Source organism: Solimonas flava DSM 18980 (assembly GCF_000426685.1).
Classification (GTDB): Bacteria; Pseudomonadota; Gammaproteobacteria; order Nevskiales; family Nevskiaceae; genus Solimonas; species Solimonas flava.
The window spans coordinates 533,885-557,147 of sequence record NZ_AUFV01000001.1; the positions used below are offsets into that span (position 1 = coordinate 533,885).

General features: G+C 69.4%; 26 protein-coding genes. 14 read left to right on the forward strand and 12 right to left on the reverse strand.

Features of this window, described 5'->3' with window-relative positions; translation table 11 throughout:
• The first annotated feature begins 125 nt into the window (after positions 1-125).
• From K343_RS23145 to K343_RS0102340, 3 genes are all read left to right on the forward strand, one after another.
• Positions 126-1,367 (forward strand): GGDEF domain-containing protein, encoded by a 1,242-nt coding sequence (locus tag K343_RS23145; protein WP_051277865.1) that lies wholly within the window; start codon positions 126-128, stop codon positions 1,365-1,367.
• A gap of 48 nt (positions 1,368-1,415) precedes the next feature.
• Positions 1,416-3,302, forward strand: coding sequence for an ATP-binding cassette domain-containing protein (locus K343_RS0102335; protein ID WP_028006683.1), 1,887 nt, complete (start codon positions 1,416-1,418; stop codon positions 3,300-3,302).
• Between the two features lie 124 nt (positions 3,303-3,426).
• A complete protein-coding gene (locus K343_RS0102340) occupies positions 3,427-4,473 on the forward strand; it encodes a cyclic nucleotide-binding domain-containing protein (RefSeq protein WP_028006684.1) in 1,047 nt (348 codons plus the stop codon).
• A 79-nt stretch (positions 4,474-4,552) separates the two neighbouring features.
• Here the strand turns inward: K343_RS0102340 and K343_RS0102345 are convergent, their stop codons facing one another.
• From K343_RS0102345 to rrtA, 11 genes are all read right to left on the reverse strand, one after another.
• Positions 4,553-4,915 carry a PilZ domain-containing protein gene (locus K343_RS0102345; protein WP_051277866.1) on the reverse strand — a complete coding sequence of 121 codons (363 nt, stop codon included), beginning with the start codon at positions 4,913-4,915 and terminating at the stop codon, positions 4,553-4,555.
• 67 nt (positions 4,916-4,982) lie between these two features.
• Positions 4,983-6,014 (reverse strand): DNA polymerase III delta subunit-related protein, encoded by a 1,032-nt coding sequence (locus tag K343_RS20630; RefSeq protein WP_084615610.1) that lies wholly within the window; start codon positions 6,012-6,014, stop codon positions 4,983-4,985.
• Positions 6,011-6,658, reverse strand: coding sequence for a dTMP kinase (gene tmk / locus K343_RS0102355; RefSeq protein ID WP_028006686.1), 648 nt, complete (start codon positions 6,656-6,658; stop codon positions 6,011-6,013). Before tmk ends, K343_RS20630 begins: the two co-directional genes overlap by 4 nt.
• A gap of 15 nt (positions 6,659-6,673) precedes the next feature.
• Positions 6,674-7,696 (reverse strand): endolytic transglycosylase MltG, encoded by a 1,023-nt coding sequence (gene mltG / locus K343_RS0102360; protein ID WP_028006687.1) that lies wholly within the window; start codon positions 7,694-7,696, stop codon positions 6,674-6,676.
• An 8-nt stretch (positions 7,697-7,704) separates the two neighbouring features.
• The gene (gene pabC, locus K343_RS0102365; protein WP_028006688.1) at positions 7,705-8,520 is read right to left on the reverse strand and encodes an aminodeoxychorismate lyase; all 816 of its coding nucleotides are present in this window, start codon (positions 8,518-8,520) and stop codon (positions 7,705-7,707) included.
• On the reverse strand, positions 8,517-9,860 hold the full coding sequence (locus K343_RS0102370) for an aminodeoxychorismate synthase component I (RefSeq protein WP_028006689.1): 1,344 nt from the start codon (positions 9,858-9,860) through the stop codon (positions 8,517-8,519). Before K343_RS0102370 ends, pabC begins: the two co-directional genes overlap by 4 nt.
• Before the next feature lie 11 nt (positions 9,861-9,871).
• Positions 9,872-11,113 carry a beta-ketoacyl-ACP synthase II gene (gene fabF, locus K343_RS0102375; RefSeq protein WP_028006690.1) on the reverse strand — a complete coding sequence of 414 codons (1,242 nt, stop codon included), beginning with the start codon at positions 11,111-11,113 and terminating at the stop codon, positions 9,872-9,874.
• A gap of 36 nt (positions 11,114-11,149) precedes the next feature.
• Positions 11,150-11,395: an acyl carrier protein gene (acpP, locus tag K343_RS0102380; protein ID WP_028006691.1), complete on the reverse strand. Its 246-nt coding sequence runs from the start codon at positions 11,393-11,395 to the stop codon at positions 11,150-11,152.
• A 190-nt stretch (positions 11,396-11,585) separates the two neighbouring features.
• On the reverse strand, positions 11,586-12,341 hold the full coding sequence (fabG, locus tag K343_RS0102385; RefSeq protein ID WP_051277868.1) for a 3-oxoacyl-ACP reductase FabG: 756 nt from the start codon (positions 12,339-12,341) through the stop codon (positions 11,586-11,588).
• A 109-nt stretch (positions 12,342-12,450) separates the two neighbouring features.
• Positions 12,451-13,380: an ACP S-malonyltransferase gene (gene fabD, locus K343_RS0102390; protein ID WP_028006693.1), complete on the reverse strand. Its 930-nt coding sequence runs from the start codon at positions 13,378-13,380 to the stop codon at positions 12,451-12,453.
• On the reverse strand, positions 13,377-13,976 hold the full coding sequence (rrtA, locus tag K343_RS0102395; protein WP_245585096.1) for a rhombosortase: 600 nt from the start codon (positions 13,974-13,976) through the stop codon (positions 13,377-13,379). Before rrtA ends, fabD begins: the two co-directional genes overlap by 4 nt.
• Positions 13,977-14,058: 82 nt before the next feature.
• Here rrtA and gspG point away from each other — a divergent pair, with 82 nt between their 5' ends.
• Complete coding sequence (gene gspG, locus K343_RS0102400) at positions 14,059-14,508, forward strand: type II secretion system major pseudopilin GspG (RefSeq protein ID WP_028006695.1); 450 nt, start codon at positions 14,059-14,061, stop codon at positions 14,506-14,508.
• 73 nt (positions 14,509-14,581) lie between these two features.
• On the opposite strand, the gene K343_RS0102405 is transcribed toward gspG, so the two are convergent.
• On the reverse strand, positions 14,582-15,490 hold the full coding sequence (locus K343_RS0102405) for a LysR family transcriptional regulator (RefSeq protein ID WP_028006696.1): 909 nt from the start codon (positions 15,488-15,490) through the stop codon (positions 14,582-14,584).
• A gap of 180 nt (positions 15,491-15,670) precedes the next feature.
• Here K343_RS0102405 and K343_RS0102410 point away from each other — a divergent pair, with 180 nt between their 5' ends.
• From K343_RS0102410 to mnmA, 10 genes are all read left to right on the forward strand, one after another.
• Complete coding sequence (locus K343_RS0102410) at positions 15,671-16,279, forward strand: NAD(P)-dependent oxidoreductase (RefSeq protein WP_028006697.1); 609 nt, start codon at positions 15,671-15,673, stop codon at positions 16,277-16,279.
• A 190-nt stretch (positions 16,280-16,469) separates the two neighbouring features.
• Complete coding sequence (locus K343_RS23150; RefSeq protein WP_051277869.1) at positions 16,470-17,138, forward strand: prepilin-type N-terminal cleavage/methylation domain-containing protein; 669 nt, start codon at positions 16,470-16,472, stop codon at positions 17,136-17,138.
• Positions 17,135-17,530, forward strand: coding sequence for a type II secretion system minor pseudopilin GspI (gene gspI / locus K343_RS0102420; protein ID WP_028006698.1), 396 nt, complete (start codon positions 17,135-17,137; stop codon positions 17,528-17,530). Before K343_RS23150 ends, gspI begins: the two co-directional genes overlap by 4 nt.
• The gene (gspJ, locus tag K343_RS20640) at positions 17,527-18,252 is read left to right on the forward strand and encodes a type II secretion system minor pseudopilin GspJ (protein WP_043111867.1); all 726 of its coding nucleotides are present in this window, start codon (positions 17,527-17,529) and stop codon (positions 18,250-18,252) included. Before gspI ends, gspJ begins: the two co-directional genes overlap by 4 nt.
• Positions 18,249-19,193, forward strand: coding sequence for a type II secretion system minor pseudopilin GspK (gspK, locus tag K343_RS0102430; protein WP_028006699.1), 945 nt, complete (start codon positions 18,249-18,251; stop codon positions 19,191-19,193). Before gspJ ends, gspK begins: the two co-directional genes overlap by 4 nt.
• Entirely contained in the window at positions 19,194-20,402 is a 1,209-nt protein-coding gene (gspL, locus tag K343_RS0102435; RefSeq protein WP_028006700.1) for a type II secretion system protein GspL, read from the forward strand.
• Entirely contained in the window at positions 20,399-20,908 is a 510-nt protein-coding gene (locus K343_RS0102440) for a type II secretion system protein M (protein WP_028006701.1), read from the forward strand. The genes gspL and K343_RS0102440 overlap by 4 nt, the downstream gene beginning before the upstream one ends.
• 1 nt (position 20,909) lies before the next feature.
• Positions 20,910-21,665, forward strand: a complete 756-nt coding sequence (locus K343_RS0102445) for a type II secretion system protein N (RefSeq protein WP_028006702.1) — start codon at positions 20,910-20,912, stop codon at positions 21,663-21,665.
• Positions 21,662-22,132, forward strand: a complete 471-nt coding sequence (locus tag K343_RS0102450) for an NUDIX hydrolase (protein ID WP_028006703.1) — start codon at positions 21,662-21,664, stop codon at positions 22,130-22,132. Before K343_RS0102445 ends, K343_RS0102450 begins: the two co-directional genes overlap by 4 nt.
• A gap of 8 nt (positions 22,133-22,140) precedes the next feature.
• Positions 22,141-23,247, forward strand: a complete 1,107-nt coding sequence (gene mnmA, locus K343_RS0102455; RefSeq protein WP_028006704.1) for a tRNA 2-thiouridine(34) synthase MnmA — start codon at positions 22,141-22,143, stop codon at positions 23,245-23,247.
• Positions 23,248-23,263: the final 16 nt, after the last annotated feature.

A 23,263-nucleotide genomic window follows, 5' to 3' on the forward strand; every position in this document is an offset into this window, starting at 1 on the left:
AGCACGGATCGGGCCAGCCGGCCCGCTCGGCAGCGCAGCGCAAAACTTGATAGTGGATATTATCGCTTCCGCGGTCCGGAACTGTCCCGCATGCTTGACCGGCATACGGCGATCCCGGGTGGATCATGGATCTTCTCGCCAGCCTGCGCAGCGAGAGCCGGCCTCCGCGCCTCTATCGTCTGCGTCTCGGGCCCGCGCATCTCGAACAGGAATTCCGCAACTGGCAGCGGCGTCGCCACGCGCCGGCGCGCGCCCTGCTGTTCGCCGTGCTCGCGCTCGGTTACGGCATCACGCCGCTGTTCAATGTGCGCCTGTTCAACGTGCCGGAGGACGTGCTGCCGGCGCTGCAGACGATCCAGTGGCTGCTGGTGCTGCCGATGGCGGCGGCCGGCGCGCTCGCCAGCTTCGCACCGGATCCGCGCGTGCAGCGCACCGTGCAGGCCTGCGCCGCGGCCAGCATCTGGGCCGGGACGCTGGCGATGCGCGGCCTGGCGCTGCATCACGGCTTCGACTTCCCGAGTCAGATGCTCGGCATGGTGATGGTCGCGGTCGCCTTTTTCGGCGGCTTTCGCTGGACCGCGATCCTCGGCGGCACGCTGATCGGCACCGCGCTGGCGATCGCCGTCGAATACCGCGGCGCGGCGCCGGGCTCGAATCCCGGCCTGCAGACCTTCGGCCTGGCGACGATGGCGCTGATCGCGGTCGCCGGCACCTACACGCACGAGCTGCTGGCGCGTCTGGTCTGGCTCAACAAGCGCTACGCCGAAACGCTGGCCGCCACCGACGGCCTCACCGGGCTGGCCAACCACCACGATTTCCACCGCTCGCTGGAACGCGTGCTGGCGCTGGCGGCGCGCGAACAGCGCCAGGTCGCGGTCGCGCTGCTCGACCTCGATCATTTCAAGTCGATCAATGACCGCTACGGGCATCTGTTCGGCGACCGCGTGCTGCGCCGGATCGGCGCGTTGCTCGGCGCCGAGGTCGCCAAACGACCGCTCGATCTGCGCGCGCGCTACGGCGGCGAGGAAATGGCGATCGTCTGGTACGACGTCAAGGCCGAAGCGCTGCCCGGCCTGATCGAGGGCCTGCTCGACGAAATCCGCAAGCTGCCGTTCGCCGATCCGGCCGGCGGCCTGCGCGTGCGCGTCACCGCCAGCGCCGGCCTGGCCTGGCTGGTGCCCGACGAGCAGACGCGCGCCGAGGACGTGCTGCACTACGCCGACATCCTGCTGTACTGCGCCAAGTCCGAGGGCCGCGACCGCGCGCGTCTGGCGCCGTACGGCAGCGGCCTGCAGACGCTGGTGCACATGCCGAGCGCCGCCAACGGCCTCGCCCTGCGCCGCCACGCCCCGGATTTCGCCGAATAGGCGGCGCAGACGCGACTGCGCGCGGACGCGCCGCTACACTGCGCGCCCATGATTTCCCTGCAATCCCTGACCCTGCGGCGCGGTGCACGCACGCTGCTCGAAGACGCGTCGCTGACGATCTATCCCGGCTGGCGCGTCGGCGTCGTCGGCCGTAACGGCACCGGCAAATCGACGCTGTTCGCCGCGATCACCGGCCAGCTCGATGCCGACCGCGGCAGCCTGTCGCGGCCCAAGGATCTGGCGATCGCCTCGGTCGCGCAGGAAACGCCGTCGCTGCCGGACCTGGCGATCGAATTCGTGCTCGACGGCGACGTCGAGCTGCGCCAGCTCGAAGCACGCCTCGTCAAGGCCGAGAACGAACACGACGTCGAGCGCATTGCCACGATCCACGAGCGCCTGAACGCGATCGGCGGCTACGCGGCGCGCGCCCGCGCGGCGACGCTGATGCACGGCCTCGGCTTCGCGCACGAGGCCGGGCAGCGGCCGGTCGCCAGTTTCTCCGGCGGCTGGCGCATGCGCCTGAACCTGGCGCGCGCGCTGATGTGCCGCTCGGACCTGCTGCTGCTCGACGAGCCGACCAACCACCTCGACCTCGACGCCGTGATCTGGCTGCAGGAATGGCTGGTCTCGTATCCGGGCACGCTGCTGCTGATCTCGCACGACCGCGAGTTCCTCGACGCGGTGACGACGCAGACCCTGCACCTCGAAAACCTGAAGGCGACGCTCTACACCGGCAACTACTCGCAGTTCGAGCGCCAACGTGCCGAACGCCTGACGCTGCAGGCCGGGCAATACGAAAAGCAGCAGCGCGAGATCGCGCACCTGCAGAACTTCATCCGCCGTTTCAAGGCCAAGGCCAGCAAGGCCACGCAGGCGCAAAGCCGCGTCAAGGCGCTGGAACGCATGGAACTGGTCGCCGCGGTGCATGCCGATTCGGAGTTCTCGTTCAGCTTCCCGGAGCCGGAGAAACTGCCCTCGCCGCTGCTCCGCTTCGACAAGCTCAGCGCCGGCTACGGCGACAAGAAGATCCTCTCGGGTCTCAAGCTGCTGGTCGCGCCCGGCGATCGCATCGGCCTGCTCGGCCCCAACGGCGCCGGCAAGTCGACGCTGGTGCGCACGCTAGCCGGCGAGCTGGCACCGCTCGCCGGCCAGGCGATGCGCGATCCGAACCTGCGCGTCGGCTACTTCGCACAGCACACCACCGACAGCCTCGATCCGCAGGCTTCGCCGCTGCTGCACCTGAAGCGCCTCGATCCGCGCGCCAACGAACAGGCACTGCGCAACTTCCTCGGCAGCTTCAACTTCCGCGGCGACCGCGCGATGGAAAAGGTCGAACCGTTCTCCGGCGGCGAGAAGGCGCGCCTGGCACTGGCGCTGGTCGTCTATCAGAAACCGAATCTGCTGCTGCTCGACGAGCCGACCAACCACCTCGACCTCGACATGCGCCACGCGCTCGAGCAGGCCCTGCTCGACTACCCCGGCGCGCTGGTCGTGGTCTCGCACGACCGCCATCTGCTGACCAGCACCTGCGAAACCTTCTGGCTGGTCGCCGGCGGCGAAGCCCAGCCGTTCGAGGGCGATCTCGACGCCTACGCGCGCTGGCTGCGCCAGCGCGACAACACCGCGGCGCCGAAACCGGCCGCCGAAGCAGCGGCGCCGGCGGCACCGCACCGCGATGCCGCCGAACTGCGCGCGCAGAGCAAGCCGCTGCGCGAGACGATCAACCGCCTCGACAAGCAGATGGCCAAGCTGCAGGCGGCGCTGACGCCGATCGAGGCGCAGCTCGCCGATGGCGCGATCTACGAGGCCGCGCGCAGCGCCGAACTGCGCGACGCGCTGGCACGTCAGGCCGAGCTGCGCCGCCAGCTGGCAGCCGCCGAAGACGAGTGGCTGACGACGACCGAGCGCCTCGAAACGCTCGGCGCCGCCGACTGAGCTTGACGGCAACCACCCGAACGGGTCGCCCCGACCGCCGCGTCGTTTGCGCAGCGTCACGCAGCGCCGCGCCGGACGCGTGCTAGCATCGCCGCGTTTCAGGGCAGCCCAGGCGCAACGCCGCATGAATTCGCAAGTCGTCGATACCGGCCTGTTCGAGCGCTACGTGCCGCTCAACGCCCTGCGCCCGGAAAGCCAGGCCGAGCTCGCGCGCAAGACCGCCGTGCTCGAACGGCGCGCCGGCGAGCTGCTGTTCCGGGCCGGCGATGATGCCCCGCAGGCGCTCTACCTGCTGTCCGGCGAGCTGCAGATCGAAAACGCCGCCGGCCAGCCGCTGTCACGGATCCGCGCCGGCGAGCCGGCCAGTTTCCACCGCCTGGCCCACCAGTCGCCGCGCACCGTCTCGGCCCGCGCGCTGAGCGACCTCCGCGTGCTGGCGGTCGACGCCAGCCTGCTCGACGTGATGCTGACCTGGGACCAGACCGGCCAGTTCGTTGTCGGCGACGTCGCCAACCATACCGCCAGCATCGGCGACGACTGGATGACGCGCCTGCTGCAGATGCGCACCTTCCAGCTCGTGCCGCCGGCCAAGCTGCAGGCGATGTTCATGCGCCTGCAGAAGCGCTCGGCCGCGCCGGGCGAGGTCATCGTCAAGCAGGGCTCACCGGGCGACTACTTCTACGTGATCGTCGAGGGGCGCTGCATCGTCACCCGCGAGCAGGGCAGCCAGAAGCCGGTGCGCCTCGCCGAACTCGAACCCGGCGCCTGCTTCGGCGAGGAAGCGCTGATCTCGTCCGACCGCCGCAATGCCTCGGTGACGGCGCTGACGCCGGTCAGCCTGATGCGGCTCGCCAAGGAGGACTTCGAGCTACTGCTGAACCAGCCGCTCGAACGGCGCCTGCCGCTGGCCGACGCGCAGGCCCTGGTCGACAGCGGCCGCGCGCGCTGGCTCGACGTGCGCCTGCCGAGCGAGTTCCAGGACCATCACCTGCCCGGCGCGATCAACCTGCCGCTGTACATGCTGCGCCTGAAGCTGGCGATGCTCGACCCGAAGCTGAGCTGGATCCTGTGCTGCGACACCACGCGGCGCAGCGCGGTCGGCGTGTTCGTGCTGACGCAGAAAGGCTACGACGCCTACGTGCTCGAAGACGGCGTGCCGCAGAAGCGCTGACGCGCGCCGACAAAGCAGCCCGGGATCACGCTGACAGCGAGCCTCCTGCCCGCAAGCGCATCGGGCACGCCCGCGCCTCTTACATCGTATGGGTCGGCCGGTCGGCGCCGAGCGCGCCGGCGAGCAGGCCTTCGATCTTCTTTTGCGTGGCGCCGGCGTCCTGCGCGCTGAACTGCACGCCGATGCCCTGCACGCGCTTGTTCTGTGCGCCGCGTGGCGTCACCCACACAACCTTGCCGGCGACCGGCAGACGTTCGGGATTGTCCATCAGCGTCAGCAGCATGAAGACCTCATCGCCGAGGCGGTAATCCTTGTTGGTCGGAATGAACAGGCCGCCGTTTTTCACGAACGGCATGTAGGCGACGTACAAGGCCGACTTGTCCTTGATATGCAGCGTCAGGATGCCGGGCGGTGCGCCGCCCGCGCGTGGCGGTGTGCTCAAAGTCTGTCCCCGAAGATCTGGCCGGAACTGTATCGGCTCGACATGGGCAAAGGATAGCGGACGCCGATCAGGCGGCGCGGGCGAGCGCCGTACGGCCGAGCCGCATCCAGCGCACGAACAGCGATTCCATCAGCAGCTGCGGCTGGGCGTTGCCGGCGGCGCGACGCTGGGCGTCGTAGACGTCCTGCACCATCAGCGCGAGCGCCTCGCGCTGTTCGGTCCGCGCCGCCCGCGACAGCAGCCCGCGCAGCTCGCCGGCCAGCCAGAACTGCGCCCAGTTCAGATGCTCGGCAACGCTGTCCTTGTCGACCGCGGCGGCGGCGGCGAGCGGATCGCGCCGGCCGGCGGCAACCGCGCTCCACAGCTCGGCCCACTGGCGGCGCACGGCGATGCCGTCGTCCGCGCACAGCGCCAGCGCCCGCAGCGGCGCACCGAGCGCGAACGCCAGCGCGTCTTCGTCGCGCACGCCCTGCTCGGCCATCCAGGCCCTCGCGGCGTCGGCATCCGGCGACGCGAAGCGGACCCGCTGGCAGCGGCTGCGCAGCGTCGCCGGCAGGGCCTGCGGCCGCTCGGTGACGAGCAGCAGGTGCGTGCCGACCGGCGGCTCCTCGATGGTCTTCAGCAAGGCGTTGGCGCTGCTGGCGTTGAGCAGGTCGGCCGGCTCGATCAGCGCGCACTTGGCACTGCCGTAATGGCTGGCGAGACCGAGCTTGGCGATCAGGCTGCGTGCACCCTCGATCGAAATGTCGCGGCGCTTGCGCTCGGCGTCCGGCTGCCAGTGCACCAGACCCTGCTCGGCAACGCCGTCCGGCGTCAGCGCCAGCCCCAGATGACCGTCGACGCCGAGGACCGCGGCGTTCGGATGGCTGCCGGCGGCGAGCTGCAGGCAGCTGCGGCAGTGGCCGCAGGCATAGCCGCTGCGCTGCTCACAGAGGATGAACGCGATCAGGGCGCGCGCGAACCAGCGCTTGCCGATGCCGGCGCCGCCGGACAGCAGCATCGCGTGCGGCAACCGCTGCTGCAGCACCAGCGACGTCAGCTCCAGCCAGCGCTCCTGCTGCCAGGGCAAGGGTCGCCACAGTGCCGCGCTCGCGCTCATGCGGCCGCCTCGGAGACCGGCGCGAGGCGCGCGACCAGCGTCTGCGCGACGCTGGCGCTGACCGCGTCGGCGTCTCGCGAGGCGTCGATCACCGCGAACCGCGCCGGCTCGGCGCGCGCGCGCGCCATGAACGACTCGCGCACGCGCTGCATGAATTCAAGCGTCTCCTGCTCGAAGCGGTTTTCCTCGCCACGCTCGCGCGTGCGCTGCAGGCCAAGCTCCGGCTCGATGTCGAACAGCAGCGTGAGGTCGGGCTTGTGGCCACCGACCGCCAGCCGTTCGAGCGTCTGCAGCGCCGCCTCGTCGACGCCCTTGCCGGCGCCCTGGTAGGCATAGCTGGAATCGACGAAACGATCGCAGACGACATCGCGACCGGCCGCAAGCGCCGGCTCGATCGTCGTGTGCCAATGCGCGGCGCGCGCCGCGAACATCAGCATGACCTCGGTCGGCGGCGTGACGCCTTCGGCCCAGTCGCCGAGCACCAGACTGCGGATCGCCTCGGCCAGCGGCGAGCCGCCGGGTTCGCGGGTCAGCACCACTTCGCGGCCGCGCTCAACCAGCCAGTCGCGGATGAAACGCGCCTGCGTCGACTTGCCGGCGCCTTCGCCGCCTTCGAGCGTGATGAACCGTCCGCGTGTCGTCATGCCAGAAATACCGGTCTACTTCTTCTTCAGTTGATAGCGGCGCACGGCGGCATCGTGCTCGGCGAGCGTGGCCGAGAACACGTGGGTGCCGTCGCCCCGGGACACGAAGAATAGCGCCTGGCCGTCGTCCGGATGCAGCGCGGCGTGCAGCGCGGCGCGGCCCGGCAGGCTGATCGGCGTCGGCGGCAGGCCGGCGCGCGTATAGGTGTTGTAAGGCGTGTCGGTGCGCAGATCGACGAGCCGGATGTTGCCGTCGAAGCGCTCGCCGAGCCCGTAGATCACGGTCGGGTCGGTCTGCAGGCGCATGCCGAGCCGCAGGCGGCGCACGAACACGCCGGCGATCTGCGCGCGCTCGGCGGCGACGCCGGTTTCCTTCTCGACGATCGAAGCCATGATCAGCGCGTCATCGGGCGTCGCGTACGGCAGGTCCGGCGCGCGCTGCGCCCATTCGTCGGCCAGTGCCTTCTGCATCGCGGCGTAAGCCTGACGCAGCAGCGTCAGGTCGCTGGTGTCCTTCGGAAAACGATAGGTATCCGGGAAGAAACGCCCTTCCGGATGCTGGCCGGGCTGGCCGATCGCCGCCATGATCGCTTCGGGCTTGGCGTCAGCCAGCGTCTGCCGGATCAGCGGATTGGCACGAATCGCCTGCAGCGCCTGGGCGAAGGTCCAGCCTTCGACGAAGCGCAGCTCGTGCACGATCGTGCGCCCCGACAGGAACAGGTCGAGCGCGGCGAGCAGGTCGTGCTGCGCGTTGAGCGCGTATTCGCCGCTGCGCACCCGCCCCCCGATCGCGTGCCAGCGCACGTACAGGCGCAGGTACAGCGCGGCGCGCGCGCTCGGCAGCCAGTGCTGCGCGTTCATGCGCGCGAGCACGGCGGCCAGCGTGTCGCCGGGCGCGATCTCGATCGTCTGCTGGCCGTCGATGCGCAGCGGCGCGTGCAGCTGGCGCCAGCCGTCGAACAGCAGACCGGCGATCGCCAGCGCAGCGACGGCAGCGAACGACAACAGCAGGCGAACGTAACGAAATCTGCGGATCACGACGGTGTTCAGTTCAAGGACGGGTGGCGGAGTTGCTGCATCAGCCGCTGCGTCAGCACGCCCGGCGCCGGATAGTCGCGCGAACCGACGCGACGCAGCGGCCAGAGCCCGATCAGCGCATTGCTGACGAAGGCCTCCTGCGCACCGAGCAGCGCGTCGCGCGGAGCCTCGAGCTCGCGGACGTCGACCCCGAGGCCGCGCGCGAGTTGCAAAAGGCGCGCGCGCATCGTGCCGGCGATGCCGCAGCGATCGAGGCGCGGCGTACACAGCACGCCGTCCGTCACCCAGAACAGATTGCTGCGCGTACCGCCGATGACGCGGCCGTCATGATCGCACATCAGCCGCTCGTCGATGCCCGCGCCCAGCTCGCGCGAGGCGAGCACCTGCTCGAGCCGGTTGAGATGCTTGACGCCGGCGAGCGCCGGCTGGATGCCCAGCGTCAGCGTCGACCAGTCGGCGACGATGCCCTGCCGCCAGGGATCGCCTTCGTAACGCGGAGCCGGACTGCGCAGCACGATGCGCGTCGCGGCGCGCGTCGCCGGCCGATAACCACGTCCCTCGCTGCGCCGCACCAGCAGCCATTTCACGACTGCGCGCGCCTGACCGGCGGCGAGTATCCGGGTGTCGGCCAGCAGCAGCGCGGGCGACGGCATCTGCAGATCGAGCCTCTGCGCGTCGCGCGCCAGCGCGGCGAGATGATCGTCGACGTGCAGCGCCGCGCCGTCGACGACCAGCAGCGTGCGGAACACGCCGTCGCCGTAAGCCAGACCGCGGCTGTCCAATGCCACGGCGTCGCCAGGGCGACCGTCGAGCAGCGCCTTCATGCCTGCGCCCCGAGCGCCAGCAGCAGGCCGCGGGCCTTGGCCCGGGTCTCGGCCAGCTCGGCCTGCGGCTGTGAATCGGCGACGATGCCGGCGCCGGCGCGGAACGCCACCTGCCCGCGTCGCCAGACCATCGTGCGAATCAGGATGTTGCTGTCGAAGCGTCCGTCGCGCGACAGATAGCCGAAGGCGCCGGTGTAAGGGCCGCGCCCCTCGCCTTCGAGCTCGGCGATCACCTGCATGACGCGCACCTTCGGACAGCCGGTGATCGTGCCGCCCGGGAACACCGCGCGCAAAGCCGCGCCGGGCCCGATGCCGTCGCGCAGACGACCGCGCACATTGGAGACGATGTGATGCACGTGCGCATAGCTTTCGAGCGTCATCAGCTCGTCGACTTCGACCGTGCCCGGCACACAGACGCGGCCGAGATCGTTGCGCTCCAGATCGAGCAGCATCACGTGTTCAGCCCGCTCCTTGAGGTTCTCGCGCAGGACCGCTTTCAGCTCGGCATCCTCGTCGGCGTCGGCACCGCGGCGGCGCGTGCCGGCGATCGGGCGCGTCTGCGCGAGCTGCGCGTCGATGCACAGCAGGCGTTCCGGCGAAGAACTGAGGACCGCCAGATCGCCCCAGCGCATCAAGCCCGCGAACGGCGCCGGATTGCGCTCGCGCAGACACGCGTAGACGTCGGCGGCATCGAGCCGCGCGTCGATGCGCACGTCCCAGCGGCGCGACAGATTGACCTGGAACGCGTCGCCGGCCCGCAGGTAATCGAGCACGCGGGCCACGCCGTCGAGATAGCGATCCGGGTCCTGCTCGTCGATGGCCACCGGCGTCACCGCGGCAGACGCCGGCGACGGCGCGGCGCTCCCGGCGAGAGCGACGAGTTCGGCGAGCTGCGCCGCATCCTCGGCGACGGCGTAGCAACGGCCCTGCTCGCGATCGCGGACGATCGCCGCCGGACAGCGCACGGCAAGCGCGTCCGGCAGATCGAACGGCGCCGGCGGCAACGCGAGCGTCGGCTCGACGTGGCGCGCGGCTTCGTAGCCGAGATAAAGGAACCAGCCGCCGCAGAACGGCAGCTCGCCGCCGTCGACGCGCGGCTCGCTCGCGCACCAGCGATCGAGCGCGGCGAAGAAGTCGCCGCCCTGCGCGAATTCCGGCCGACTTGCCGTCAGTCCCGACGCATCGAGCCGGAGCTCATCCTGCGGAAACGCGAACAGCAAATCCCAGCGGCCGGACTGAGGATGCCCGGCGACGCTTTGCAGCAGGAAAGGAAAACGCCGTGGCTGCTGGCGATGCAGCGCCAGCAGGTCCACGGCGGAATGCAGCTCCGCACGCCGCATCGCGGCGGGCGTCAGGCGAAGCGCTTGAAAGCGACGCAGCCGTTGGTGCCGCCAAAGCCGAAGGAATTGGAGATCGCGATCTCCAGCTTCTTCTGCTTCGCGGTATGCGGCGTGTAGTCGAGGTCGCAGCCTTCGCCCGGATGATCGAGATTGATCGTCGGCGGCACGACCTGATCGCGCAGCGCCAGCACCGAGAAGATCGCCTCGATACCGCCGGCCGCGCCGAGCAGGTGACCGGTCATCGACTTGGTCGAGCTGATCGACACCTTGTAGGCGTGATCGCCGAACGCCGCCTTGACCGCCTGCGTTTCGGCCACGTCGCCCGCCGGCGTCGAGGTGCCGTGCGCGTTGATGTAGTCGACCTGTTCCGGATTGATGCCGGCATCGCGCAGCGTGTTCTGCATGCAGCGGCGCGCGCCGTTGCCGTCTTCCGGCGGCAGGGTGATGTGATAGGCGTCGGCCGACATGCCGAAGCCGATCAGCTCGGCGTAGATCTTGGCGCCGCGCTTCCTGGCGTGCTCCAGATCCTCGATCACGAGCACACCGGCACCGTCACCGAGCACGAAGCCGTCACGGTCCTTGTCCCAGGGACGGCTGGCCTGCTCCGGCGCGTCATTGCGCGTCGACAGCGCGCGAGCCTGGCAGAAGCCCGCCATGCCCGCCGGCGCCGAACCCGCTTCACCGGCGCCGACCACGAAGACGTCGGCGTCGCCGGCCTGGATCAGACGCGCGCCGATACCGATCGCATGGGTCGCGGTCGTACAGGCCGTCACCGTTGCGATGTTCGGGCCGGTGATGCCGAGATCGATCGAGATGTAGCCCGAGATCATGTTGATGATCGAACTCGGCACGAAGAACGGCGACACGCGCTTCGGACCGGATTTGTGCAGGGCCCGGCATTCCTCCTCGATCGTGCCGATACCGCCGATGCCGGAACCGACGCAGACGCCGATGCGCTCGCGGTTCTCCTCGGTGATCTCGAGCCCGGCATCGCGTACCGCCTGCTTGGCGGCAGCAACGCCGTAATGAATGAAGGGATCGGTGCGCTTGACGTCCTTCACGCTCAGCCACTGGCTGGCGTCGAAGTCGCGGATCATGCCGCCGAACTTGGTGGTATAGGCCGACACGTCGTAGTACGTAATCGGCCCGATACCGGATCTCCCCGCGAGGATGTTGTCCCAGGCCGTAGCGACGTCGTTGCCTACTGGCGAGACGATGCCCAGGCCGGTGACGACGACACGCCTACGGCTCATCGGTCAATACCTGATTGTGGGAGATGCAAAGACGGATCAGCCCTGCTGCGGCGCGTGCGCCTTGATGTAGGTCAGAACGTCCTGGAACGTGACGATCTTTTCCGCTTCCTCGTCCGGGATATCGATCTCGAACTCTTCCTCGAGCGCCATCACGAGTTCGACCGTATCCAGAGAGTCGGCACCGAGATCTTCGACGAACGAGGCCTCCGGCGTGATCTGATCTTCGCTGACCGAGAGCTGCTCAGCGATGATCTTCTTGACCTTCTCTTCCAACGTACTCATGCATTACTCCTGGAGACAACTGTTGTCGATGTTTGAAGCTGGCGTATTGTAGACAAACGCCGCGAGGGTCACAGCAAGAGCGAAACCAAGCAAAATCAGTGCCTTGTTCCGCCATATACCACATCAGAAAACATACGGAGGCGTATGCGCCGGCAGCGCGCGAACCTCCGCCTGAATCAATCCGCCTGAATCAATCCATGTACAGGCCGCCGTTGACGTGCAGCGTCGTGCCGGTCACGTAACCGGCCTCGCGCGAAACCAGGTAGGCCACTGCGGCGGCGATGTCCTCGGGCGCGCCGAGACGCTGCACCGGCACGCGTTCCATCAGGCCCTTGCGCACGTCCTCGCTCAGCGCCTTGGTCATGTCGGTGTCGATGAAGCCCGGCGCGACGACGTTCACGGTGATGCCGCGCGAGCCGATCTCCTGCGCCAGCGACTTCGAGAAACCGATCAGACCGGCCTTGGCAGCGCAGTAATTGGCCTGGCCCGGATTGCCCATGCTGCCGACGACCGAACCGATGCTGACGATGCGGCCGTAGCGCGCCTTCATCATGCCGCGCAGCACCGCACGCGAGAGGCGGAACACGGAGGTGAGGTCGGTATCGAGCACCTGCGCCCAGTCCTCGTCCTTCATGCGCAGCATCAGCGTGTCGCGCGTGACGCCGGCGTTGTTGACGAGAATGCTGAGCGTGCCGATCGCATCGAGCAGCGCTTCGATCGCCGCCGGATCGCGCACGTCGAGCACGCGGCCCTCGCCGCCATACGGCGCCAGGGCTTCGGAAATCTTCGCCGCGCCGGCTTCGCTGGTCGCGGTGCCATAGACCCTGGCACCGTTGCGGGCGAGCCGCGCGGCAATGGCGGCGCCGATGCCACGGCTGGCACCGGTCACCAAGGCTACCTCACGCTGCGCACCATCAGCGCCGGCAGCTCGAACTGAATCAGTCATCGGATGTGTGTACTTGCGTTGGCTGCGGGGAACGAGCACTTCGCTGCACCGCAACACTTTATATCGATTGGCTGGCGGCGCGCATTTAGCCGGCCGCCAGCCTTCCCCGTCAAGCCTTGACAGCCGCCGCCGCTTTGTCGACGCCTTCGGCGTCTTCCAGCGCAAACGACACGGCGTCCTTGGCAATGCGCTTGTTCAGTCCGACCAGCACCTTGCCCGGCCCGCACTCGAGGAACGTGCCGACGCCTTCGCCCTTGAGCTGCGCGATCGTCGTCGCCCAGCGCACCGGACGGTACAGCTGCTCGCGCAGCGCCTGGCGAATGCCGTCGGCGTCCACGCGCACCTGCCCGTCGAGATTGTGGCGGACCGGGATTGCAGGCGCGTTAACGGGCGTCTGCGCGAGGCGCTCGGCGAGCCGGTCGGCGGCTTCGCGCATCAGCGAGCAGTGCGAGGGCACTGACATCGCCAGACGCACGACCATGCGTGCCCCGTGCGCCTTGCCCTCGCGTTCCAGCCATTCGAGCGCCGGCACGTTGCCGGCGACGACGACCTGACCGGGCGCGTTGTAATTGGCCGGTTCGAGCACGCCTTCGCCGGCGTATTCGGCGCAGAAGGCCTCGACCGCCGCATCGTCGAGCCCGACCACCGCCGCCATGCCGCCGACGCCGGCCGGCACCGCCGCCTGCATCAGCTGGCCGCGCAGTTCGACGAGGCGCAGCGCATCGCCGAAATCCAGGCTGCCGGCAGCGACCAGCGCCGTGTACTCGCCGAGGCTGTGCCCCGCCAGCGCGACCGGCGCCGGCAGTTGCCGGGCCTGCCACAGGCGCCAGACGGCGATGCCGGCCGCGAGCAGGGCCGGCTGCGTGCGCGCGGTCTGGTTCAGCTCGGCCTCCGGGCCTTCGGCGACGAGCCGGGCGAGATCCCAGCCGAGCGCCTGCGCGGCTTCGTCGAAGGTCGCGCGAATGATGGGGTCGGTATGGCCGGACAGCATGCCGACGGCTTGCGAGCCCTGTCCGGGAAACAGCATGGCGTAACTCATGAAAGGTCCTGCGGTGGTGGTTCGGGTGGATCGGAACGGGCTTCCCGCCCGCTGAAGCTGCCAAACACAAGGCCGTAAACCAAAGCGATGATCGAGCCGTACAAGTGCGACTCGGTGACGACATGGCCGCCGATCGCGGCCTCGTCCGAAACGGGGGCGCCGGTGACGATCTCGTAGCCGAGCTTGCCGATCAGGTAAGCCAGGCAGGCCGCCGCGATCCAGTCGCGACGCAGCAGCTGCGGCACGAGGCCGAGCACGAACAGGCCGTGGATCACGCCGGACATGCCGACGTAGGTCTGCAGCTTCGGCACGAAGGCGTACAGGCACAGGCTCATGCCGAGCGCGATCAGCGTCAGGCGGCGCAGCCAGATCCACGGCGACAGCGGCTGCGGACACAGCAGTACGAGCACGCCGATGCCGATGGCGTTGAGCATCAAGTGATACCAGCCCAGATGCACGATGCTGCCGCTCAGCAGGCGCCACCACTGGCCCTGCGTGATCAGGCTGCGGTCATACTCCAGCGCAGCACGACCGGCGTCGCCGAACAACTCGGCAACGACCATGACCAGCACCAGCAGCAGGGGCCACGCCCACACGTCACGGGCGCGAAGAATCGAGTTTGTTATCATCGGCCGAAAGGCGCACCGCCTCTCTTTCTGTAGCCGACATTATCTCCCAATGAAATCATTTCGCGCGCGCCGCCCCGCCCAGGGCGGCTTCACCCTGATCGAAATCATGGTCGTGGTCATCATCCTCGGCATTCTCGCCGCGATGGTCGTCCCCAAAATCATGGACAAGCCGGATCAGGCCCGGGTCGTCAAGGCCAAGCAGGACATCCGCGCCCTCGAATCGGCGCTCAACCTCTACAAGCTCGACAACTTCAACTACCCGTCGACGCAGCAGGGCCTCGATGCGCTGGTCACCAAGCCGGGCGGCGATCCGGAACCGCGGAACTACAAGACCGGCGGCTACGTGAAGTCGCTGCCGAAGGACCCCTGGGGTAATCCGTACCAGTACCTGTCGCCGGGCACCAAGGGCGAGATCGACATCTTCTCGCTCGGCCGCGACGGCAAGCCCGGCGGCGAAGGCACCGATGCCGATATCGGCAACTGGGATCTCGGCGGCTGAGCCGCACGTTTTTCCACAGCTATCGAAAAGCCCGCTTCGCGCGGGCTTTTTTATTGGGCGACGCCGGCGCCGCTCAGGCCGCCGGGCCGGCATCCCAGGGCGCGTCGGCCCAGCGCTGTGCGAGAAAATCGAGCATCGCACGCAGCGCGGCCGACATCTGCCGGCGCGAGCTGTAGACCGCATAGAGCGATAGCACCTTCGGCGATTCCTCCGGCAGCAACGCGACGAGGCGCCCCTCGCGCAGCAGGCCGGCAACGGCGAAGCTCGGCTGCATCACGATGCCGGCGCCGTGCAGCGCGGCCTGCAGCAGGAACTCGGAATCGTTGCTGCTGATCGTGCCGGACACCGGGACCGCGAACGCACCGTCGTCGCGTTCGAACTCCCAGAGGCTCTTGCCGAAGTACGAATAGCTCAGACAGTTGTGCGGGGCCAGATCCTCGGCACGGCGCGGCAAGCCGCGTGCCTGCAGATAGGACGGCGCGGCACAGATCACCGAGCGGCACGGCGCCAGCCGGCGCGCGATCAGGTTCGGGTCCGGCTCGGCGGTGATGCGCAGCGCCAGATCGATCCGCTCTTCGACGAGATTGACGAGGCGATTGAGGATCAGCGCTTCAACCGCGGTCTGCGGGTAGCGCGCCATGAAATCGGCGACGGCCGGCGCCAGGTACTGCTGGCCGAAGCCGGTACTGCAGGTCAGGCGCAGCAGGCCGCGCGGCTGTTCGTGCGCGGCCTCGCCGGCCGCCTCGATCTCCTCGGCCATCTCCAGCATGCGTCGCGCACGGGCCAGCGCCTGCTCGCCGGCCGGGGTCAGCCCGAGCCGCCGCGTGCTCCGGTGCAAGAGGCGCGCGCCCGCCCAGCGCTCCATTTCCGCGAGATAGCGCGAGACCATCGCCCGGGACATGTCGAGCGCGCCGGCCGCGGCACTGAGGCTGCCGCGGTCGACGACGGTGACGAACACGCGGGTTGCGGTGAGTCGGTCCATTTGACCGAATCATGCAACAAACAAATGCCGGAATCACGGTTTTTTGATTCAAAACGAGCAACTAGAGTGACGCTCGTCCGTTACCTCCGGATCGCCACCGTACCCGCCCTCGCCGCACCGCCAGAGGTCTGCGCCGGGCGCGGACGCAAAGCCCTTTTCCCCCAACCAGGAGCAAGCCTCATGAAAATCGCCCTCATCGGCATCAGCGGCCGCGTCGGTTCCCGCCTCGCCGACGAACTGCTGCGTCGCGGACACCAGATCACCGGCATCTCCCGCCAAGCGGGCGCCACCGCCCGCCCCGGCCTGACGCTGCACTGCGCCGACGCCAACGACGCCGCCGCCCTGGCGCCGCTGATCGCCGGCCACAATGCAGTGATCAGCGCCGGCCGCTTCGAGTCGACCGCGGCCGCGCCGCTACTGGCCGCCATGCGCCAGGCCGGCGTGCCGCGCCTGCTCGTCGTCGGCGGGGCCGGCAGCCTGGAGGTCGCGCCCGGCGTGGCACTGATCGATACCGCCGGTTTCCCGGACGCCTACAAGGCCGAGGCCGGCGCCGGCCGCCGCTTCCTCGACACGCTGCGCGCCGAAACGGCGCTCGACTGGACGTTCCTGTCGCCGGCGGCGCTGTTCGAGCCCGGCGAGCGCAGCGGCCACTTCCGCCTCGGCGGCGATCAGCTGCTGGTCGACGCCGAAGGCAACAGCCGGATCTCGATGGAGGATTACGCGATCGCCCTCGCCGACGAGCTCGAGCAACCGCGGCACAGCCGGCGCCGCTTCAGCGTCGCGTACTGAAACGACGCGGTCCCGCCCCGCCACGAACCCAAGCGCCGCCGGTCGCCAGCCGGCGGCGCACTCATTCGGCGGGGCAAGCGGTTACACTCCCCGGCGCAGGCCCTGCAGCGCCACGACGGCGGACCGCAAGCCTGCAACACCGCCGCCGCATACTGAACTCCCGCTCCCCGAACAGGCTCCAAGGCCGGGCATGATCCCGACTTCCAGGCTCCGCATTTCGCCGCCCCGCGCCGCGCACGGCTTCACGCTGATCGAAATCCTGGTCGTCGTCATCATCGTCGGCATCCTGGTCACGTTCGCAACGCTGTCGATGAGCAACCGCGCGCTGGCCGACAAGCTCGAAACCGAGGCCCAGCGCCTGCAGCAACTGTTCGCGATGGCCGCCGAGGACGCCGAGATGCAGGGCGTCGAAATCGGCTTTGTCTACACCGATCAGGGCTATGCCTTCGTAAGCTCGGCAATGACCGGCCGCTGGGTGCCGATCACCGACGGCCCGCTGCGGCCGCGCCAGGTGCAGGCGCCGATCGCCCTCGACCTGCGCGTCGAGGGCCGCGTCGTGCCGCCGACCCCGCTCGCCGATCTGCTCGCGGCCGGCAAGGCGGCCCGGGCGGGGGCCGAACGCGAGGCCGCCAAAGCCCAGGACGACAGCGGCAAGGACGACGCCGAGGACACCGAGGCGCAGAAGAAGAAGGACGAAGAGCAAACCAAGGCACTGAAGCCGGCGGCGATGTTCCTGTCGAGCGGCGAAGCCACGGCGCTGAACATCGATGTCTCAGCGCCCGGCGTGCCGGTCACGTACCGCGTCGAGATCGACAACCTCGGCCGCGGCAGCCTGAAGACCCTGGAGAACGGCCGATGAGGGCGCGCGCGCGCGGCTTCACGCTGATCGAGATGCTCGCCGCCGTCGCCGTGGTGGCGATCGCGCTCGGTGCGATCATCGCCGGCATGGCGCGCTACACCAGCAACGCCGCCTATCTGCGCGAGAAAACCGTCGCGCTGTGGGTGGCGCACAACCGCCTCAGCGAGCTGGCGCTGCAACGCGCCTGGCCGGATACCGGCAAATCCAACGGCAAAGCCGAAATGGCCGGCGCCGAATGGAAGTGGGAAATGCAGGTGCAGGCCACGACCGACCCGCACCTGCGCCGCGTCGACATCCGGGTGACGGCCGACAACGGCAAGCCCGGCAACATCGACCAGCCGGCGCCGCTCGCGCACCTGGCCGCCTTCATCGGCGACGCGGGGCGCAAATGAAGCGCTCCGTCCGCCGCGCGCGCGGCTTCACGCTGCTGGAGATCATCATCGTCGTCGCGATCTTCGCGATCTTCGCGATGCTCGCCTACGGCGGCCTCGATGCGGTGCTGAAAACGCGCGCCTCGGTCGAAGCCGCGCAGCAGCGTCTGGCCGAACTGCAGAAGGCCTACATGCGCCTGCGCAACGATTTCCAGCAGCTCAGCAACCGGCCGATTCGCGACAACTACGGCGATCTGCAGGCGGCGCTGCTCGGCGCCGACAACGCCGCCGTCGAATTCACGCGCGGCGGCTGGCGCAATCCGCTGCTGCAGCCGCGCTCGACGCTGGAACGCGTCGCCTACCGGCTCGAAGACGGCGCACTGGTCCGCTCCAGCTGGCGGCTGCTCGACCGCGCCCAGGACAGCAAGCCGGTCGACGTCGTGCTGCTGCACGACGTCACCGATCTGCGCTGGCGCTTCCTCGACGAGCAGCGCGAGTGGCGGACGCGCTGGCCGACGCTGGAGACGGCAACGACCACCGCGCAGGCAGCCGGCGTGGCGCCGCCGCTCGGCGTCGAGGTGACGCTGAACACCAAGGACCTCGGCGAGCTGCGTTTCCTGTTCAAGCTCGGCCTCGACCCGCAGGCGGCGCGCGGTACCGGCAGCGGCAACGTGCCGACGCCGGACGCCACTACGACCACGCCGGACAGCGGCGGCACGAGCAGCGGGAGCGACGCGCAATGAGGCGCCGGCAACGCGGCATCGCCCTGATCACGGCCGTACTGGTCGTCGCGCTCGCGGCGATCGCCGCTGCGGCCGTGCTGACTTCGGCGAACCTGGCGATCCACCGCACGCAGAACCTGCAGGAATCCGAACTCGGCTGGTGGTATCTGGACGGCGTCGAATCCTGGGTGCGCACCATCCTGCAACGCGACGCCGAGCTGAACCGCTACGACTCGCTCAAGGACATCTGGGCGACGCCGGCGGCGCTGCCGGTCGACGAGGGCGGCCTGCGCGGCAACATCGTCGACCTGCAGGGCCGTTACAACCTCAACAACCTCGGCGTGCAAGGCACCAGCGACGCCTACAACAAGCAGGTCGCGATCTTCGTGCGCCTCTACCAGCAGGCGACCGGCGGCGACGAATACCAGGGCAAGGCGCTGGCCAACGCGATCCGCGACTACATCGACGCCGACAGCGAGCCGACCGGCACCGACGGCGGCGAGGACGCCGACTATCTCGGCCTCGACCCGCCGCGACGCGTGCCGAACCGGCCGATGCAGAGCGTCAGCGAGCTGCTCGCGGTCAAGGGCATGACGGCGCAGGTCTACGCCAAGCTCGTCGACCTGGTCGCCGCGCTGCCGCGCAACGGCACCTCGATCAACGTCAATACCGCGCCGCCGCAGCTGCTGCTGGCGCTGTTCCCGGACGCCGGGACCCCGCTCGAGCAGTTCATCGCCGGGCGCAGCGCGCGCCCGGCCGAACGCGTGGAGGACCTCGACAACGAATACAACTTCTCGACCGCCAAGGTCGACAAGAGCCTGATCGGCACGAGCAGCGAGTTCTTCGAGTTGCGCGCCGAGGCTTACATAGGCAGTGGCCGCCTCGCCCTGTATAGTTTCCTGTATCGGCCGAAAAGCGGCGGCGTGCCGCTCGTCTACGGACGCAGCACCTTCACCGAATAAATGCGAGAAACCCTCTACATCCGCCTGCGTTCGGCCGACACTGCCGAACCGGTCGAATACTGCATCGCCCGCGCCGACGCGATTGCCTCGTTCGTGGTCCAGCGCGCGCCGCTGGACACGCTGGCGCCGCTGGCCGCGCAGCACCGCGTGGTCGTGCTGGTGCCGTCGGCGGACGTGCGGCTGGCCACCGTGCAGGTGCCGGCGCGTCAGCCGGCCAAGGTCCTGCAGGCAGCGCCCTACGTTCTCGAAGAGCAGTTCGCCGAGGATGTCGACACCCTGCACTTCGCGCTCGGCAGCCGCATGGCGGACGGCCGCTGGCCGCTGGCGATCATCTCGCGCGAGCGCATGGCAGCCTGGCTCGCGCTGCTGCAGACGCAGGGCCTGCATGCCGACCTGATGCTGCCCGACGTACTGGCACTGGCGGTTCCGGACGACACCCACATTCACGCGCTGGTCGACGGCGGGCAGGCGATCGTGCGCACCGCGCGCGATGCCGGTTTCGTCTGCCTCGCCGAGGATCTCGGGTTCTGCCTGGAACTCGCCGATCCGGACAAGCAGAAGACCCTGCGCCTGACGGTGCCGCGCGACGAAGCCTTCGACGTCAGCACGCTCGGCTGGCCGGTCGAGCCGCGCCACGGCTTCGCGACCGCGCTCGAAGCGCTGCTGCAACAGCTGCGTGCCGCCGATGCGATCGACCTCCTGCAGGGCGACTACTCGCCCAAGCGCAATCGCCTGCGCTGGCTGGCGCCGTGGAAGACGGCCGCGACGCTGGCCGGCGTCGCGATCGTGCTGACGATGCTGGTGCACGGCATCGAGGCCTATCGCCTCAAGCGCGAGCTCGCCGCGCAGGAAGCCGCCAACGTGGCGCGCTACCAGCAGATCTTTCCGAACGAGACCCGCATCGTCGACCTCGACGCCCAGCTCACGCAGCAGCTCGCCGCGCTGCAGGGCGGTGCCAGCGGCGGCCGCTTCATTCCGCTGCTCGATGTGCTGTCGCAGGCGCTGGCCGCGCAGCCGGGCCTGCGTCTGCAGTCGCTGCAGTTTCGCGACGGCACGCTCTACGCGCAGCTCGGCGCCGCCAACCTCGAACTGCTCGAACGCCTGAAGAGCTGGTTCTCCGGCGGCAGCCGCGGCGCCCAGCTCGGCGTCGAATCGGCCAACGCCGGCGCCGAAGGCGTGCAGATCCGTATCCGCCTCTCCGCTTCATGAACGCCCTGATCGAACAATGGCAGGCGCGGGCCCGCGCCGCGCTCGAACAACTGCAACCGCGCGAGCGCCTGATCGTGCTCGCCGGCACCGGCGTGCTGGTCGTGATGGTGCTCTACCTCGGCATCTGGGAACCGCTGGTCAACGCCCAGCGCCAGCGCACCGCCGCGCTCGACGGCGCGCGGGCCCTGGCGGTACGCATCGAAAGCGCGGCCGCCCTCGCGCAGAGCGGCCGCCGTGCCGGCGCGGTCGACCGCAGCGCCGCGCTGCTGTCGGTGGTCGACCAGACCAGCCGCGGCGGCACGCTCGGCAAGGCGCCGACCCGCGTGCAGCCGGACGGCGCCGGCGACAAGGCCGTCAAGGTCTGGTTCGATGACGTGCCTTTCGACAACACGCTGCGCTGGCTCGGCGAGCTGCAGGCCCGCTACGGCGTCGGCGTCGACAGCGCCGAGATCGAGCCGGGCTCGGCGCCGGGACTCGTCAACGCCCGTTTCACGCTGGGCCGCTGACATGAAGCGACGCACCCTGTACGCGCTGGTCGGCGCCCTCACCTTTCTCGTCAGCCTCGTCCTGCTGGCGCCGGCGGCGACGCTGTACGGCTGGCTCAAGCCCGGTCTCGGCGACAAGGTCGCGCTGGCCGGCGTCGACGGCACGCTGCGCGACGGCAGCGCCGCCGTGGTACTGGTCAGCGGCCGCCCGCTCGCCGAACAGCTGCACTGGCGCCTGCGTCTCAGCGACCTGCTGCTCGGCCGCCTCGGCGCTGAGCTCGACAGCCGCGGCGGCGTGCTGATCAGCGGCCACATCAGCAAGGGCTACAACAGCGTGCGCGCCGCCGACCTGCGTATCGGCGCCGGGCTCAAGCCGCTGCTGTCCGCATTCGGCCAGCCGTTCGCACCGATCGACGGTCAGGCCAGTCTCGACCTGCCGACGCTCAAGCTGCTCGACAACTGGCCGGTCGACGCCAACGGCACGCTGCGCGTGCAGGGCCTGGCCTGGACGCTGGCCAAGGAGCCGATCGTGCTCGGCGATTACGAGGCGACGATCAGCCGCGACGGCAGCGACATGGTCGCCCTCGTGCACACCCTCGCCGGCTCGCTCGAAGTCGCCGGCGACGCCCGCGCCAAGGCCGACCGCTCGTACGAACTGCATCTGCAGCTGCGGCCGAAGGCCGACGCGCCGCCGCTGGTCCAGAACCTGCTGCGCTCGCTCGGCAATCCCGACCCTCAGGGCTACTACCACCTGCGCCGCCAAGGGAAACTGTCGTGAGCGCCGACTGGACGCCGCACGTCGTCGTCGCCTGCGTCGTCGAACGCGACGGCCGCTTCCTGACGGTCGAGGAGCGCATCAACGGCGCGAGCATGCTGAACCAGCCGGCCGGCCACTGGGAGCACGGCGAGACGCTGATCGACGGCGCGATTCGCGAGACGCTCGAGGAAACCGGCTGGGACGTGCAGCCGACGCATTTCCTCGGGCTCTATCACTACGATCCGCAAGGTCTCGAATACGGCTTCCTGCGCGTGGCCTTCGTCGCCGAGGCGCTGCGCGAGCGGCCCGGCCATGTGCTCGACCGCGGCATCGAGCGTGCGCTGTGGATGAGCCGCGACGAACTCGTCGCGACGCGTGAGCGGCACCGCAGCCCGATGGTCCTGCGCTGCGTCGACGACTATCTCGCCGGCCGCCGCCTGCCGCTGGACCTGATCGCGCATCTGAACGAGACGCGCGTCGCGCGCTGAAGGTCGACGTGAGCGCGCCGCATGTCGTCGTCGGGTTGTCCGGCGGCGTCGACTCCTCCGTCAGCGCCTATCTGCTGAAGGAACAGGGCTACCGCGTTTCGGGCCTGTTCATGGTCAACTGGACCGAGGACGAACAGGGTTACTGCAGCGCCGCCGACGATTTCCAGGACGCGCGCGCCGTTTGCGAGGAACTCGGCATCCCGCTGCACCGCGCCGACTTCTCGCGCGAGTATCGCGAGCGCGTGTTCGCCAGATTTCTCGCCGACTACGCCGCCGGCAAGACGCCGAACCCCGACGTGCTCTGCAACCGCGAAGTGAAGTTCGCGCCGTTTCGCGAGCATGCGCTGCGCCTCGGCGCCGACTTCGTCGCGACCGGCCACTACGCGCGCATCGAACACGGCAGCGACGGCCCGCGCCTGCTGCGCGCGGTCGACGACAACAAGGACCAGACCTATTTCCTCGCCGCCGTCGAGCGCGCGCAGTTCGAGCGCGTGCTGTTCCCGGTCGGCGCGCTGGCCAAGCCGGAAGTGCGCGCGATCGCCACGCGCGCCGGGCTGCCGGTGCATCGCAAGAAGGATTCGACCGGCATCTGCTTCATCGGCGAACGCGAGTTCCGCGAGTTCCTGTCGGCTTACCTGAAGCCCGATCCCGGCGAGATCGTCGACGACCAGGGCCGCGTGATCGGCCGCCACCAGGGCCTGATGTACTACACGCTCGGACAGCGTCGCGGGCTCGGTGTCGGCGGCACGCGCGGCGCGCGCGAGGCGGCATGGTACGTGGTGGCCAAGGACGCCGCGCGCAACCGGCTGATCGCCGCGCAGGACCCTGCACATCCGCTGCTGATGACGCGCGAACTGCTCGCCGCGCCGTTCCACTGGATTCGCCAGCCGCTGCCGCTGCCACCCCGGCTGCAGGCGCGCATCCGCCATCGTCAGAAACTGCAGGACTGCAGCGCCGAGTCGCTGCCCGACGGCCGCGTGCGCGTGCGCGTGCGCTTCGCCGACGCGCAGCGCGCCGCCGTGCCCGGCCAGTACGTGGTGCTCTACGACGGCGACGAATGCCTCGGCGGCGGCGAGATCGAGCACGCGCAGCCGCTCACGGCGGCGGACCACTAGACCCGAGCGGGCTGAT

What these genes read in the sequence shown, in the direction of transcription:
- K343_RS23145 (WP_051277865.1), top strand. Translation starts at nt 126, where the DNA reads ATGGATCTTCTCGCCAGCCTGCGCAGCGAGAGCCGGCCTCCGCGCCTC.
- K343_RS0102335 (WP_028006683.1), top strand. Translation starts at nt 1,416, where the DNA reads ATGATTTCCCTGCAATCCCTGACCCTGCGGCGCGGTGCACGCACGCTG.
- K343_RS0102340 (WP_028006684.1), top strand. Translation starts at nt 3,427, where the DNA reads ATGAATTCGCAAGTCGTCGATACCGGCCTGTTCGAGCGCTACGTGCCG.
- K343_RS20630 (WP_084615610.1), bottom strand. Translation starts at nt 6,014, where the DNA reads ATGAGCGCGAGCGCGGCACTGTGGCGACCCTTGCCCTGGCAGCAGGAG.
- tmk (WP_028006686.1), bottom strand. Translation starts at nt 6,658, where the DNA reads ATGACGACACGCGGACGGTTCATCACGCTCGAAGGCGGCGAAGGCGCC.
- pabC (WP_028006688.1), bottom strand. Translation starts at nt 8,520, where the DNA reads ATGAAGGCGCTGCTCGACGGTCGCCCTGGCGACGCCGTGGCATTGGAC.
- K343_RS0102370 (WP_028006689.1), bottom strand. Translation starts at nt 9,860, where the DNA reads ATGCGGCGTGCGGAGCTGCATTCCGCCGTGGACCTGCTGGCGCTGCAT.
- fabF (WP_028006690.1), bottom strand. Translation starts at nt 11,113, where the DNA reads ATGAGCCGTAGGCGTGTCGTCGTCACCGGCCTGGGCATCGTCTCGCCA.
- acpP (WP_028006691.1), bottom strand. Translation starts at nt 11,395, where the DNA reads ATGAGTACGTTGGAAGAGAAGGTCAAGAAGATCATCGCTGAGCAGCTC.
- fabG (WP_051277868.1), bottom strand. Translation starts at nt 12,341, where the DNA reads ATGACTGATTCAGTTCGAGCTGCCGGCGCTGATGGTGCGCAGCGTGAG.
- fabD (WP_028006693.1), bottom strand. Translation starts at nt 13,380, where the DNA reads ATGAGTTACGCCATGCTGTTTCCCGGACAGGGCTCGCAAGCCGTCGGC.
- gspG (WP_028006695.1), top strand. Translation starts at nt 14,059, where the DNA reads ATGAAATCATTTCGCGCGCGCCGCCCCGCCCAGGGCGGCTTCACCCTG.
- K343_RS0102405 (WP_028006696.1), bottom strand. Translation starts at nt 15,490, where the DNA reads ATGGACCGACTCACCGCAACCCGCGTGTTCGTCACCGTCGTCGACCGC.
- K343_RS0102410 (WP_028006697.1), top strand. Translation starts at nt 15,671, where the DNA reads ATGAAAATCGCCCTCATCGGCATCAGCGGCCGCGTCGGTTCCCGCCTC.
- K343_RS23150 (WP_051277869.1), top strand. Translation starts at nt 16,470, where the DNA reads ATGATCCCGACTTCCAGGCTCCGCATTTCGCCGCCCCGCGCCGCGCAC.
- gspI (WP_028006698.1), top strand. Translation starts at nt 17,135, where the DNA reads ATGAGGGCGCGCGCGCGCGGCTTCACGCTGATCGAGATGCTCGCCGCC.
- gspJ (WP_043111867.1), top strand. Translation starts at nt 17,527, where the DNA reads ATGAAGCGCTCCGTCCGCCGCGCGCGCGGCTTCACGCTGCTGGAGATC.
- gspK (WP_028006699.1), top strand. Translation starts at nt 18,249, where the DNA reads ATGAGGCGCCGGCAACGCGGCATCGCCCTGATCACGGCCGTACTGGTC.
- gspL (WP_028006700.1), top strand. Translation starts at nt 19,194, where the DNA reads ATGCGAGAAACCCTCTACATCCGCCTGCGTTCGGCCGACACTGCCGAA.
- K343_RS0102440 (WP_028006701.1), top strand. Translation starts at nt 20,399, where the DNA reads ATGAACGCCCTGATCGAACAATGGCAGGCGCGGGCCCGCGCCGCGCTC.
- K343_RS0102445 (WP_028006702.1), top strand. Translation starts at nt 20,910, where the DNA reads ATGAAGCGACGCACCCTGTACGCGCTGGTCGGCGCCCTCACCTTTCTC.